At 66.0% G+C, this 13584-nt stretch carries 14 protein-coding genes; 6 read left to right on the forward strand and 8 right to left on the reverse strand.

The window, feature by feature from the left end; genetic code table 11:
* Positions 1 to 113: 113 nt before the first annotated feature.
* The 5 genes from GY937_28440 to GY937_28460 all read right to left on the reverse strand — a co-directional run bounded on the left by GY937_28440 (position 114) and on the right by GY937_28460 (position 3129).
* The gene (locus tag GY937_28440) at positions 114 to 380 is read right to left on the reverse strand and encodes a hypothetical protein (protein ID MCP5060644.1); all 267 of its coding nucleotides are present in this window, start codon (positions 378 to 380) and stop codon (positions 114 to 116) included.
* Positions 381 to 443: 63 nt separating this feature from the next.
* Positions 444 to 911, reverse strand: coding sequence for a hypothetical protein (locus GY937_28445; protein ID MCP5060645.1), 468 nt, complete (start codon positions 909 to 911; stop codon positions 444 to 446).
* Between the two features lie 260 nt (positions 912 to 1171).
* A complete protein-coding gene (locus tag GY937_28450; protein ID MCP5060646.1) occupies positions 1172 to 1888 on the reverse strand; it encodes a hypothetical protein in 717 nt (238 codons plus the stop codon).
* Positions 1889 to 1939: 51 nt separating this feature from the next.
* On the reverse strand, positions 1940 to 2266 hold the full coding sequence (locus tag GY937_28455) for an FHA domain-containing protein (protein MCP5060647.1): 327 nt from the start codon (positions 2264 to 2266) through the stop codon (positions 1940 to 1942).
* A 56-nt stretch (positions 2267 to 2322) separates the two neighbouring features.
* Complete coding sequence (locus GY937_28460) at positions 2323 to 3129, reverse strand: carbon-nitrogen hydrolase family protein (GenBank protein MCP5060648.1); 807 nt, start codon at positions 3127 to 3129, stop codon at positions 2323 to 2325.
* Between the two features lie 28 nt (positions 3130 to 3157).
* Between GY937_28460 and GY937_28465 the strand changes: the two genes are divergently transcribed.
* The gene (locus tag GY937_28465; GenBank protein MCP5060649.1) at positions 3158 to 4534 is read left to right on the forward strand and encodes a glucose-6-phosphate isomerase; all 1377 of its coding nucleotides are present in this window, start codon (positions 3158 to 3160) and stop codon (positions 4532 to 4534) included.
* A gap of 17 nt (positions 4535 to 4551) precedes the next feature.
* Here the strand turns inward: GY937_28465 and GY937_28470 are convergent, their stop codons facing one another.
* Positions 4552 to 5553: a sigma-54-dependent Fis family transcriptional regulator gene (locus tag GY937_28470; protein ID MCP5060650.1), complete on the reverse strand. Its 1002-nt coding sequence runs from the start codon at positions 5551 to 5553 to the stop codon at positions 4552 to 4554.
* A 118-nt stretch (positions 5554 to 5671) separates the two neighbouring features.
* On the opposite strand from GY937_28470, the gene mutL reads away from it, so the two are divergent.
* Both mutL and miaA read left to right on the forward strand, forming a co-directional pair.
* Positions 5672 to 7567: a DNA mismatch repair endonuclease MutL gene (gene mutL, locus GY937_28475; GenBank protein MCP5060651.1), complete on the forward strand. Its 1896-nt coding sequence runs from the start codon at positions 5672 to 5674 to the stop codon at positions 7565 to 7567.
* Positions 7568 to 7673: 106 nt separating this feature from the next.
* On the forward strand, positions 7674 to 8642 hold the full coding sequence (gene miaA, locus GY937_28480; protein MCP5060652.1) for a tRNA (adenosine(37)-N6)-dimethylallyltransferase MiaA: 969 nt from the start codon (positions 7674 to 7676) through the stop codon (positions 8640 to 8642).
* Positions 8643 to 8715: 73 nt separating this feature from the next.
* Here miaA and GY937_28485 read toward each other — a convergent pair whose 3' ends face one another.
* Positions 8716 to 9162 (reverse strand): hypothetical protein, encoded by a 447-nt coding sequence (locus GY937_28485; GenBank protein MCP5060653.1) that lies wholly within the window; start codon positions 9160 to 9162, stop codon positions 8716 to 8718.
* Between the two features lie 297 nt (positions 9163 to 9459).
* On the opposite strand from GY937_28485, the gene der reads away from it, so the two are divergent.
* Genes der through GY937_28500 form a run of 3 tightly spaced genes read left to right on the forward strand, consistent with a single transcriptional unit; the run spans position 9460 to position 12412 of the window.
* Complete coding sequence (gene der / locus GY937_28490; GenBank protein MCP5060654.1) at positions 9460 to 10818, forward strand: ribosome biogenesis GTPase Der; 1359 nt, start codon at positions 9460 to 9462, stop codon at positions 10816 to 10818.
* Between the two features lie 59 nt (positions 10819 to 10877).
* A complete protein-coding gene (locus GY937_28495; protein ID MCP5060655.1) occupies positions 10878 to 11633 on the forward strand; it encodes a hypothetical protein in 756 nt (251 codons plus the stop codon).
* 8 nt (positions 11634 to 11641) lie between these two features.
* On the forward strand, positions 11642 to 12412 hold the full coding sequence (locus GY937_28500; protein MCP5060656.1) for a sulfatase-like hydrolase/transferase: 771 nt from the start codon (positions 11642 to 11644) through the stop codon (positions 12410 to 12412).
* Between the two features lie 114 nt (positions 12413 to 12526).
* Here the strand turns inward: GY937_28500 and GY937_28505 are convergent, their stop codons facing one another.
* Positions 12527 to 13375, reverse strand: a complete 849-nt coding sequence (locus tag GY937_28505) for an alpha/beta hydrolase (GenBank protein ID MCP5060657.1) — start codon at positions 13373 to 13375, stop codon at positions 12527 to 12529.
* Positions 13376 to 13584 lie beyond the last annotated feature (209 nt).

Below are 13584 nucleotides of genomic sequence, written 5' to 3' on the forward strand. Positions count from 1 at the left end.
ACACTACCTCGCGGCTCTCGATCGCGAACTCGACACCGATCCGACCGACACCGATTCGCCGTTCTGACGAGAAACCAGCACTCGCGCGCGACCACGGCTAGATGATCAGATTTCTACGGTTTCTCGTGATCGCCAACACCGCAGTGCCCGCAGTATTGGCGGTGGCTGATGCTCTCGGGGGTCTTCTGAAAGGTCCGAAGGTGCTCTGCGCCAGCAACGACCTTGACCGAATCGATCGTCCACATGGTGGATGCGTGCACGGGACTACCCGACCACGAGCGGCACGAATCGCAATGGCAATACGCCATCGATACCGGCTCGCCCGATACTTCGATTCTGACGGCACCGCAGAAACACTCGCCGTTGTACAGCGATGTCATCGTCGTCTCTCCCTGGGTACGAGTGAGGTGGGTGCGCTATGGGGTGGATCCGTTGGATTTTGGCTAGGTGCGATCCAACCGAAAGACAGCGACGAGTCCTTCCGCTTCCTCGAGGGACGGGAAGCCCGCGATGATGTCAGGATAGTCCACTTCGTACTTTGCGACGTATGCCTCCAGGATCGGTTGCCAGCCTTCGGTCACCCCCGAGGCGTTCAATGCATAGGTTGAATCGCCCAGCCGCATTTCTACTGGCGACCCTGCGCCGATCATCGTCACCCATCGGCTGTCTTTGCTTCCGACGACGTGCAGCGCCTCGTTGTATTCGATGACCCAGATCGTGACTACGCGAGGTAGCGTGCCGGGCACCTTCAACGTGATTTCATGCACCTTCGAAGTGTCGCCCCATCGGGCTGGCGCTTGCGCCTGGGTGCCGCCGATGAAGAGCCCCGGCATGGGCCCGACGGGTGCGATCAGCACAAGCGCCAACAACAATGCCAGGATCGAAGCCAAACCGATCTTGAGTGCCTTCATGAGCGATGCTCCTGTCGGATCAAATGGAACGCCTCCCATCGGGAGCTGTCAGTGTATCGGGCTTGTGGAGTGCGATGCGAATCGCGGGCCGATGGATCGGCGCTCAGCGGCGAGCGGCATCGCCTCTCAACGTTCCAGCCGAGAAGGGTCGGCCCTTGACCGCACATGCAATCCTTCGGACGCGTTCGAGCCGGGCCCTACGAAGCCGTTCGACTCGAACCGGGGTGGTCTACGCCCAGCCCAGGAACTCCGCGGTCGTTCTAGAGCGTCCCACCCGAAATCATCACCCTCGTCATGTCCCCACCGAATCCGAAGATCTTCTGGATCGGGAACAAGACGCTTTGGATAGCGTAGCCGACGCGAGCCAAGCGGGTCGGCGGGACGACGACCACGTCGCCGCCCTGGAGGAGAAAGTTGGTCGAGAGATCGCCCTTTTCGATGGCGCTGAGATCGGTGAGGTAGATCTTGGTCTGGCCGTCGACGAAGCGGACGATGCGGATCTTGTCCTTGGCAGCGTAGGGCCGCGGTCCGCCCACCATGCCGATGGCTTCGACGAGGCGGGTTTCGCGGTTCAGCGGAAAGGTGGACGGGCGCCCGACTTCACCCAGCACGGTGATCTCGGTGCTCAGGGATTGGGTGAGCGCGACCGTGACGACCGCATCGCGTTTGAAGCGGCCGATACGCCCCTCGATATCGTTGGCGACCTCGTCCGGGGTGCGGCCGGCCGCCGGGATGTCGCCGACGAGATCGATGGAGATCATGCCGTCTGGACGCACCGTCACCTCACGCTGGATTTCGGGTGCCGGCAGGACCGTGATGACGAGCTGGTCCGGGGGGCCGATCCGGTAGGGCCGGCCTGCTTCGGCACTCGGCGGCGGGCCCGCGGTCGATGTGCAGGCCGAAAGGCCGAGGGCCAACAGCGCTGCTACGGCGGCCGCAAGGGCCGAAGATCGAAAGGTGGTGTGGCGGGAGATCATCGGCTTCCTCCGTTCCAGAGTTAGGGTTATACCCTTCGAGCCGGGGTGGAGCTAACGCGAATCGCGCGGCGCACCCAGATCGAAGCGGAAGATCGTGTGGCCGATGGCCACCTCGTCTCCGTCGGAAAGGGCAGAAGACCGGACGCCCTTGCCGTTGAGGCGGGTGCCGTTGGTGGATTGCAGGTCCTCGATCGAGAACTCGCTCGTCGCCTCATCGAACAGGACGATGGCATGCTCGCGGCTGATTCCCTCATCGAGCAACGTGATATCGGTCGACGGATTGCGACCGATCAACGTCTCCTCGGCGGTGAGTTCGTAGGTCATTCCCTCGAACCCGCCGTTCAGGATCTCGAGCCGTGCTTGGGGCCTCGAAGACACACTTCCCCCTGGCCCATTGGGGCCCAAGGCAGTATCGGAACCTCCCCGGGCCGGCTTTAGAAGAGGCGCCGATGGCTCTGACAGGGCAGGGCGGCCCGCATCCGATCCTGGCTGTCGAGATCGCAATCCGCGATCAGCACGCAGGGGCGATCCGGCGCCTGGGCCAACACGAGGCCCCAGGGGTCGATGATCATCGCCCGGCCATAACTCGAGCGATCCGGCCCGTGGGCGCCCCATTGGGCGGGTGCCAGCACGAAACACTGGTTCTCGATCGCCCGGGCGCGGAGCAGGACCTCCCAGTGGTCCTTTCCGGTCTCCCGCGCGAACGCGGACGGCACGCTGAGAAAGCGGGCGCCTTCTCGGGCGTAGCCGCGGTAGAGCTCGGGAAAGCGCAGGTCGTAGCAGACCGAGAGGCCGACTCGCCCGAAGGGCGTAGCGGCCAACACGGGCTCGCTACCCGGCGCGATCGTGGCAGATTCCTGGTACGGGTCGCCGCCCTGTTCCCGGAGATCGACGTCGAAGAGGTGGATCTTCCGGTAGACGGCGGCCTGAGCCCCCCCTGGGGAGATCAACACACTGGTGTTGTAGACCCGCCCGTCGGAAGCCGCTTCGGGGAACGTTCCGGCCAGCAACCAGACATCGTGTCTCTTGGCCCAGCTTGCGGCAGTGGCGAGGATCTCACCGTCGAGGCCCTGGGCGCACGGAAACGGAGTGCCTTCTCGGCGCAGATACGCGAAGTTCTCCGGCAACGCGATCCACGACGCACCGGCGCGTGCCGCCTCGTCCACCTGTGCTTCGGCGGCAGCGAGGTTGGCCGCCAGGTCGTCCGTGGAACGCATCTGGACGATGCCCACCCGCAGCATGGCGGGACCCTACATGAGGTATAGAGCGGTGACGAGCGCGGCCCGACAGGATATTCGGCTCGAGGTCGGAGGCGCCGTCGCGCCGCCCCTGGAGCGCTCCCACGGCGTGACGCGTGCAGAGATTGCACGCACCTTGCCGCGTCTGGCGAAGGTCGTACCGGACCTTCTCGGCCAGGATGCAGCATCCGGTTTCTTGCGGGTGCTCAGCCGGAGAGCCTTGCTGAAGAGCCTGGTCGATGAGGCGGCCCGGCAGCGGCGCCGCGGTTTCGAGGACGTCATCCACATCGGGATCGGTGGCTCTTCACTCGGAGCCGAAGCGATCTGGCGCGCGCTGGCCCATCCCCAGCACAACCTGCTGCCACGCTCTCGACGAGGCGGGCCGCGAATCCACTTCATCGACAACGTGGATCCGGAGAGCCTGGGTGCGCTCCTCGAATGGGTCGATCTGAAGACGGCGCTCGTGCACGTGGTTTCGAAATCCGGTGGCACGGTCGAGACGGCCGCCGGATTTCAGATCGTCCGTGCGGCTCTGGAAAAGCGCGTGGGGAGTCGCTGGGCCCGCCAATGCGTGGCGACCACCGGGCAGGGTGCGCTGGGGAAGATCGCGCGGGAGGAGGGCATGACGATCCTGCCGTTCCCCGAGGACGTGGGCGGACGATTCTCTGGCCTCACCAGCAGTGGGCTCTTCACGCCGGCACTGGCGGGCGTAGATGTGACGGCGTTGGTCGCAGGCGGACGCCGCATGGCAGGCCGGCTCGCCAAGCGACCCCTGGCGGAAAATCCGGCGGCGGTTGCGGGTGTCGTCGCTTTCCTGATGGCGGAGCGCAAGGCCAAGCCGATCCAGGTGATGATGCCCTACGCCGACGCCCTCGAGCCCCTGGCACGTTGGTTCGTCCAGCTGAGCGGCGAGAGTCTGGGCAAGCGCAAGGGTCGTAGAGGCGTCGGCCCGACCCCCCTACCGGCCCGCGGCACGACGGATCAGCATTCCCAGGTTCAACTCTTCGTCGAGGGTCCGGCGGACAAACTCGTCAGCTTCGTCACGACGCAGCGTGATCGGCGTAGTGTGACCATCCCCGGCGAGGGCCCGGCCGGCTACCTCGAGGGAGTGGAACTGGGCCGGCTGCTGCGTGCCGAGCACCAGGGCACTGCGGTGGCATTGGCGCGCGTGGGGCGGCCGTCGCTGTGCTGGGAGCTTCCGGAGATCAACGCCTCCGCCCTTGGCCAGCTGCTCGTCGCTCTCGAGGCCCAGACGGCCTACCAGGCTGAGTTGTACGGAGTGAACGCCTACGACCAGCCGGGGGTCGAGGCGGGCAAGGTGGCAGCCTTCGCCTTGCTCGGGCGCGAAGGCTACGAGCAGGAACGCGCAGCCGTAGAAGCCGAAACCCCGGAGCGCTGGACGATCTAGCAGCCCGCTCTCCCGCTCTAGGGGCGGAACTCCTGGGGATCGACCCCGGTGCGACGGATGACGTCGTAGAAATCCTTGCGGTCCTTCTTGGCCAGACGAGCCGCTCGGCTGATGTTGCCTCGGCAGCGGCGCAGCAGGCCCACGACATAGCGTGTCTCGAAGGCACGCTTGGCGTCCTTGAAGGACGGCACTTCTTCCGCGTCCTTGGCAAGCATCAACGCCTCCGCCGAGAGGGCACCTCCCGAGGAGAGAGCGATGGCTTGGCGCACCCTTTCGCGAAGCTCGGCGATGTCGCCGGGGAAGTTCTCGGTCTCGAGGCACGCCCGGGCATCCGCCGTGAATCCTACGGTCGGTACCCCGGCCTCTTCGGAGAACGCCCGCAGGTAGTGGGCTGCCAGAGGCAGGATGTCCTCGCGTCTGTCGGCCAGCGCGGGGATGCGAATCTCATGGCCTCCGGCATCTCCACTCGGAAGCGCGGCCCGGCCGTCGCCCGCGGTGATCACCCGTGCGGTGAGGGTTCGATCGGCGTTGTCGCCTTCTCGGCGGAAACTCCGGGTTTGAAGCGAACGCAACAGGGTCTTCAGCACTTCCTCGCGAAGGGCTTCGACATCGAAGAGAAGCAGGCTGCTTCCGGTTGCGCGTTCCAGGGCACCGGCATACTCGCCGGGCACAGCGGGGTAGACGCCGGCCGCGCAGCCGAAGAGCTCACGCCCTTGAAGCGCATCGGGAACGGCACTGCAGACGAGCACCTCGAGTTCCCTGGAGGAGCGCGCGCCCCAGCTGTGGATTGCTCGGGCAACGAGATCCTTGTCGGATCCAGCCGGCCCAATCAGCCACACGGGCAAGTCACTTCGCGCGGCGGCGGTGGCCTGCGCGATCAAGCGTCGCGTGGCTTCGCTCGAGCCGACGATCCTGTCTTCCCGGCGGCGCCCGGCCGCCTCGGACTGCATCACTTGTTCCTCGCTGCCCGTCACTGCGTGGTCCGCTTCCACTCCATGGATGCGGGTCATGCTCGTCATATCGCCACCCCCCTGCCTCAAACAGCAAAACTATTGGAAAAACGAGAGGATTGTCAACCAATTTGCGAGTTGACGGGTGAGGAACCCCCAGGCACACTCGTTTTCCGGGGGGACGAGTGTGTCTCAGGGGCCCCAAAAGCCCTCCAAAGCGCAGCCTAACGCATTTGGCTCGCATTCTGATCGCATTTCTGGCGGATCGGCGCCGGCCGGGCCGGGGTCCGTCCAGCGCCTGCCCGACGCCCTCGTCGATCAGATCGCCGCCGGCGAGGTCGTCGAGCGACCGGCCTCCGTGGTGAAGGAGCTGGTCGAAAATGCCGTGGACGCGGGGGCCCGTCGCATCCGGGTGGAGATCCGGGACGGGGGTGCCCGGCTGATTGCCGTGACCGACGACGGCTACGGCATGACGCCCGACGATGCTCGCCTGGCCCTGGAGCGCCACGCCACGAGCAAGCTCCGTGAACTCGGGGATCTCCAGGGCATTCGCAGCTTCGGCTTTCGCGGGGAGGCGGTGCCGGCGATCGCTTCCGTCTCCCGTTTCCGGATCCGCACCCGAGCGCGAGGTGCCGAAGAGGGCTTCGAGATTCGAGTCGAGCGGGGAGTCCTGCAGGACGCCCACGCGGCAGGAGGCCCCGAGGGCACCCGCATCGAGGTGGCTGATCTCTTCGAGGGAGTTCCCGCGCGGCGCAAGTTCCTGAAGCGTGCGAGCACCGAATGGGGGCACATCAGCGATTGGCTGACCCGCGCGGCATTGGCGCTTCCGCACATCCACTTCGACGTCCACCGGGACGATCGACCCGCCTTCGCATGGCCCGCTTGCGACGATGCCCTCGATCGAGTGGCGGCCGTGCTCTCGGAGGAGGTCGCGGCCGGCCTGGTGGCGGTGGAACGCGACCATGGGGATCTCGCTCTCCGGGCGCTGGTTTCAGGGCCGGAGCATCACCGGGCGACGGGCGCTGGCATCTACTTGTTCGTCAACGGGAGGCCGGTGCGCGATCGCCTGCTGCGTCACGCGCTGCTCCATGTCTACCGGGATATCCTGCCGCGCGGACGCTTTCCCACCGCAATCCTTTTCCTGGCAGTAGCCCCGGACCAGGTCGACGTGAATGTCCATCCCGCCAAATGGGAGGTGCGCTTCAACGATCCCCAGGCGATCCATCAGCTCATCCGTCGGACGGTACGGGATGCGATCGAGGGGCGAAGCTGGCTCTCCGGTGAGGCGGTGCCCTCCGTTGCGCCCGAAGCGGTCGGGGAGGGCCGTACCGAGCATCGTTGGTCGGATCCGCAAGCCGGGCCCAGCCCCATCAGCGAGCCAGCAGGCCGGAGCGATTGGCTCTTTGCGCGGCCATCTTCGGAAGCGCTCGGGCTTCAGACGGACGAAGAGGGAACGCCGGATCCGGCCCGGCGCCCGCTGCGTTTCACGGATCTGCGCCTGCTGGGCCAGCTTCTTGGCACCTACTTGATCGCTGAGGACAAGGAAGGGCTGCTACTGATCGACCAACATGCGGCCCACGAACGGGTGCTCTACGAGCGCTTGAGGGCCGCCTGGCTGGAGGACGGTGTGGAGCGCCAGATGCTTCTCACGCCACTCACCGTGGAGATGGAGGCTGGAAGTGCGGGCGTGATCGGCGCCCACGCCGAACTCACCCTGGCCCTCGGTTTCGAGGTCGAGCCTTTCGGCGAGAGTGCCGTTGTCGTACGCGCGGTGCCGGCCTTGCTGGCCGAGCGCGACCCGCTGGGTCTACTCCGCGGACTGGCCGAGGAACTGCGCGAAGCCGACAGGATGGGCGCGGCCCTCGAGCCCGGCACCCGCGTGCTCGATGCGGCCGACAAGCTCTTCGCCACGCTCGCTTGTCATTCCGCTCGGCGGGCCGGCGATGTGCTGCCTCAGGGCGAGCAGCGGGCGCTGCTCGATGCGCTCGACTCGATCCCCTGGGCACCCACGTGTCCCCATGGCCGGCCGGTCGCCACACCGCTGTCGGTCGCCGAGATCGAGCGGCGCTTCGGGCGTCGATAAACGCGCGCTCCGTAGAGCGGCGCAACCAAAGCTCCGCGGGGGACCGGGGCGAGGCTTCGTCGGGCACCAGTCGCCGCCGGGCCGGCAGGTGCCTACCGTCTGGGCCGTGTCGACGGATCCCCCCACCGAGAGCCTGCCTTCGAAGCCCGACGTCGTCGTCGTGGCCGGCCCCACGGCAGCTGGCAAGACCGCGCTGGCCATCGAATTGGCCGAGCGCTTCGGCGGCGAGATCATCAATGCCGATTCACAACAGGTCTATCGGTTCATGGATGTGGGCACCGCCAAGCCGAGCGCCGAAGAGCGTGCGCGGGTGCCTCACCATGTCATCGACGTGGTGACGCCCGACATCCAGTACCACGCGGCGCGTTTCGAGGCGGACGCGCGGGCTGCGGCTTCGCGCATTCGCGCGCGGGGGAAGCGGATCTTCCTGGTCGGTGGAACCGGCCTCTACGTGCGAGCCTTCCTGGAGGGCCTATCCGCCGCTGTACCGCGAAACCCGGACCTGCGCAGGGAACTCGAAGCCTTCGACGAAGAGCGCCGGGCCGCCGGCGATGTCAGCGCTCTCCACGGGCGCCTGGCCAAAGTGGATGCGGCGAGCGCGAAGCGCCTCCACCCCAACGATCGGATACGGTTGATCCGGGCCATCGAGGTCTTCGAGAGCACCGGGCGGCCCGCGTCGGAGCAGCGCGGCCTGGAAGGCGAGCCTCGTGAACGGGCCCTCCATCTGGCGATCGACCCTGGGCGTGAAGAGCTGATCGCCAGGATCGACCGGCGTTGCGAAGCGATGCTGGAAGGGGGGCTCTTGCAGGAAGCCCGAGACCTTCGAGAGCGGGGTTACGGCGGGGAACTTCCATCGATGCGGGCCATCGGATATCGGCACATGCAACCCGTGATCGAAGGCCGCGAAATCCTCGCGAACGTGCTCGACTCCATGAAGCACGACACGCGTCAGTTCGCGCGGCGCCAACGCACCTGGCTGCGTGGCGTGGCGGGCGTGCGCGGGTTTCATCCGGACAACCAGGACGAGATCACACGAAGCGTCGAGGAGTGGTTCGAATCCGACGCGGAGGTCTGAACCGGCCGCGAACGAAAACGGGACGACCCTTTACGGAGGGTCGTCCCGTGGTTTCGAACTCTCACCTGCGGGCTCAGCCGCTGGTGTAGGTCACTCCGAACTTGAGCCAGAAGAAATCGGTCTCGTAATCGACGATCGCGTCCTGATCCTCGACCACGTCGAAGATCGGATCCAGCTCTGCGTCGGAGAAGAAGAGCACCATTCCGGGCACCAACTCGATCACCCCGGTCACGCCCCGTAGGACACTGGTGGCACCCTGCACGAAGGTGTTCCAGACGTAGCCCGGAAGCGGATAGGCGATCCGAACGCCGGGCGAATCGCCGATGGTGTTCAGGTTGTTGTAGACCGTCTGTCCGGCAACGATCGGAGACAGGGCGAGATCCAGGGGCCATTGGCTCAGGTTCTCGATCGAGCGCTTCAAGATGTAGGGATCGGCCGAAGCCTTGCCCGCTGCGCCGAAGACGAAAGTGGCGGCGAGCGCGAGCATCGCCAACCGTCGGGTCCAGGAAGAGAATTTCACAGCGTACCCCCAGAATGCGCATCCCTGCGCGCTTGTCTTTCCATCGAACTGCCGTTCCGGCCCCACCCGAAGGTAGGCCCCTCCGGCCGACGCGTCCTCAGGATTGTAACCCTTGTTACTCCGCCGGGAGCCTACGGGCGTAGCCTTGCCCTTGTCAAGAAACGTCTTCGTCTCCCGGGTGGTTGCCTTCCAAGTTGCGGCCTCGGCCAGGCCCCCTGTCAGGCTGGTTTGAGGCCTCCCCAGGGTGCGCCCCGGGGGCCAAGTTGCGGGCGCCAGACCCGAAGGTAGGTTGCCCCCTTGTCTCAGCAGCTCCCGATCGTGGCCATTGTGGGCCGCCCGAACGTGGGAAAGTCCACGCTCTTCAACCGCTACGCGGGCCACAAGCGCGTGCTGGTGGAAGATACCCCCGGAATCACGCGGGATCGGATCGCTGAGGAAGTCGAGGTGGGTCCCCGCAGGGTACTGCTGGTCGATACGGCCGGCCTGGATGCGGACCCTGCGAGCCCCATCGAAACGGCGGTCCAGGGGCAGGCCCAGGCGGCCGTGGAGGGTGCGGACGCCATCCTGTGGGTCGTGGACGGCCAGTCTGGGCTTCTTCCTCAGGAAGAAGAGCTGGCCCGGGTGCTGCGCCGCACGGCGCGCCCTCTGATGGTGGCCGTCAACAAGATCGACGCTCCCAGTCATGCACCCCGCCTGGCCGAATTCCATGCACTGGGTCTCGATCCGGTGCGCCCCGTCTCCGCAGAACACGGCACAGGGGCCTGGGATGCACTGGAAGAGCTGGTGGCCTTGCTTCCCGAGCAAGGAGACGCCCCGCTCAGCCAGCCGACGGGGTTGCAGGTCGCGTTGGTCGGGCGCCCGAACGTCGGCAAGAGTTCGTTGCTCAATCGATTGCTCGGCGAGGAGCGGGTCGTCGTTTCCGAGGTTCCCGGTACGACCCGCGATGCCATCGATATCCGCGTGGAAACCGAGGCTGGCGCCATGACCTTCGTCGATACCGCCGGCATCCGTCGGGCGGCGCGGCGCAAGGAGCATGTCGAGCGCGGTAGTGCGCTGATGAGCCTGCGGGCCATCGAGCGTGCCGACGTGGCCCTGGTGTTGGTGGACGCAGAAGAAGGATTCACGGATCAGGACTTCCGCGTGTTGTCCCTCGTGCGAGAGCGTGGCACCACGGCGGCGCTGATCGTCAACAAATGGGATCTGGTCGAAGGCGATGACAACGAGGACGCGCGGCGGCGCGTCGAGGACGAGCTGTCGCGGCGTCTGGCACCGCTCCGAGACGTTCCGATCACTCGTCTTTCGGCCAAGAGCGGGAAGGGTCTCCGGCGTTTGCCCCGGCTGATCGTGCGTCTCGGGAAGGCGGCCTCTACCGAGATTGCCACGGCGGATCTCAACCGCTGGCTGCAGGATTGTGTCGCGAAGCACGAGCCGTCGATGGCCCAGCGCGGCACCAGCCGGCGTCCGATCAAGTTCTTCTACGCGACCCAGGTCGCGACCCGGCCCCCGACGTTGATGCTCTTCTGCACCGATCCAAAGGCCATCCTGCCTTCCTACAGGCGCTTCCTGATCAATCAGTTGCGCGAGCGATTCGATCTGGCCGGTGTGCCGGTGCGGCTGCGTTTGCGGGGACGAAACCGGGAGAACCGGCATGCCTAGAGGCGGGCGCGTTCACCCGATACACTGCGGCGCCACTCAGGCCCAATCCGGAGGATCCCGTGGCCAAGCGTTCTGAATCCCAACAAGCAACCGAGACGCTCGAGGAAATCGAGGGTCTCTTCGATCGGCTCGCCACGTGGGTCGGTGCGAACCCGCGCATCGTGCTGGGCGTGCTTGGATCCATCCTGGCGCTGGCCGGGGTAATCGGCCTCAGCCAGACCCTCTCGCTGCGATCCGAGCAAAAGGGCTCCGAAGAGATCGCAGCGATCTATTCCGACTATCTGTCGGCCATGGGCGCGAAGCCCGGGGCACTCGAGGTGGAGGAACCGGCCAATCCGGAGATCGGCCAGCGGGCGCGGTCGGAATACGCCGCAAAGCTTCTGGCCAGCGCCGACGACCACGAAGGCACCCTCGCCGCAGTGGGAGCCCGAATCCAGGCCGGCGTCCTCCAGGCGGAGAGCGGCGAACTCGACGCCGCCCTGGCGACCTGGCGTGAGGCGGCCGATGCTGCGCCGTCTTCTTCATCCCTCCGTGGCCTGGCGCTTCTTCGCCTGGCGGGTGGCCTCGAGCAGAACGACGACTTTTCAGGAGCTGCTGCGGCCTACGCCGAGGCCGGTGAGAACCCGACCTTCCCGGCCCGTATCCTGGCGCTGGCCAGCGCCGCGCGCTGTTGGCTCGAGGTGGGTGACGAGGATCAGGCACTCGTCCTGGTCGAAAAGCTCGAGGCCGCCGAACCGCCCGCGGGCAGCATTCCCGAACATGTCCAGGCACGGCTCGACGAACTGAAGATGCGAAGCGGGGAGGGCGCCTCCTAGGGCGCTCCATTTCGAGGTTGGCGTTCGGCCACGACCACGCGCGGCTTCTGGCCGCTGCCTTGCTGACGGGTTTTCTCGGCCTGGTCGGTTGCGGGGGTGGTGGGGACGAAGCTCCGCCGAATGTCGTCGTCGTTACGCTCGATACGGTTCGCGCGGACCACCTTTCGCTGTACGGATACACGCATCCGACCACGCCTTCGCTCGAAGCGTTGGCGGCACGTGCGGATGTGTATGAACACGCGGTCGCCACGGCGCCGTGGACCGTGCCCAGCCACGCGTCGATCTTCACGGGCCTCTTCCCCTTCGAACACGGTGCGCACACCCTCGATGCGGAGCGTGGCCGGGTGGCGGCCCTGGCCGAGGAACATCAGACCCTCGCCGAGAGCTTTCAGGAGGCCGGCTACCGAACGGGCGCCTTCGTGACGAACACCGGCTACCTGTCAGAGAAATTCGGTTGGACCCAGGGCTTCGACACCTACGAAGTCGAAGGATTGCGCGGCCCGGAGCTGATCGAGAAGGTCGCTGGCTGGCTCGACCCGTGGTGGGGCGGGCAGGAGCCGTTCTTCCTGTTCGTCAATCTGATGGACGCCCATGCTCCCTACAACCTCACCCCCGTGTCCGACGGGCGGGAGCTCCGCGCCCCGGCTTCGTCCTCCGACGACCTGTTGGCGAAGCTCGGTGAGATCGTGATCGCGACGGACGAAGCCGCGCCTCCCGGATTGGTCCGCGATCTGGTGGCCCAGTACGACCTGGGCATCGCGAACGTGCGCGTGCCATGACGACCGTCCTGGAAGGGTTTCGCTCGGGACCCTCACAGAAACTCGGCGCGCCCCCGGAGCTCGATCCGGAACTCGAGAAGCAGCTCGAAGCGCTGGGATATCGTTGAGGTTCGGTCACCGCAGCGGAGCAAGGAACGCGGCGACTTCCACGATCACCTCATCGAAGCGCCCGAATCCCCAGTTGAAGAACCCGTGGTGAGCGTCCTCATAGGGGAGTAGGCGACAGGTGTTCCCAGCGGCGTTCATCTGCTCGCAGAAATTGCGGCTATGTGCGAAGGGCACGATGCCGTCGGCGGTGCCGTGGGCCACGAGGGTCGGTGGGAGGCCGGGGCGAACGTGGTGGAGCGGTGAGATCGCTTCGCCGTCCTCGCCGAACAGAAGGTCTTTGACCGATGCCAGGTAGTGATCTTCGCCGACGGCCCGGGTGTCGAGGGCGGGATTCAAGAGGACCAACCCGGCAGGATCGATGAGGCCGCCGCGTTCCGACCACGGCGTGATCGCGGTAGCCGCTGCGAGATGTCCGCCCGCAGAGCCGCCGGCCAAGAAGACGCGAGAGGGATCCAATCCCAGCTGCTCGGCGTTCTCAACCACGAACCGGAACGCGGCGCGCGCATCCTCCAACGCGTCCCTGGCTTTCGTCCCATGCCGGGAATACACCCGGTAGTCGACGGTCATTCCAATCCAACCCTGGGAAGCGAAGTAATCGGCCCATGGGTAGAACTGGATGCTGGAACCGCCAGTCCAGCCGCCGCCGAAGAAGAACAGGATTCCGGGGCGAAGACCAGCATGGGAATCCGCAGGCTCGAAGAGCTGCAGCTCCAGGCGTACGTCACCCAGCTCGCGGTAGACGATTTCGCGGCTCGGCGAGAACTCGAGAGCGAATGCTCCAAGCAAGCCCGCCACGGCAACCGCTAGCCCAAGTGCGAGATACAAACTGACGCGCAAGCTCCGACGGATCGTCATTGATCGAGGCTAGGACGGCCACCCGGATCCGGCTCGAAGCGGACCATTCCAACTCCAGCCTGCCCCCCTCAGCCTCCAGACTTCTGTCGGCCCAAAGTACAAATGTCCGGTTTTCTCCAAAGTAGAAATGTCCGCTTTCTCTTCTGATTCCGGCTTCTCCGCTGCCGAGTCCCGGGGCCCCAGTGGAAAGCGCCAGGCGCTTTCCACTG

Source organism: bacterium, assembly GCA_024228115.1.
In the GTDB taxonomy this organism is placed as follows: Bacteria; Myxococcota_A; UBA9160; order UBA9160; family UBA6930.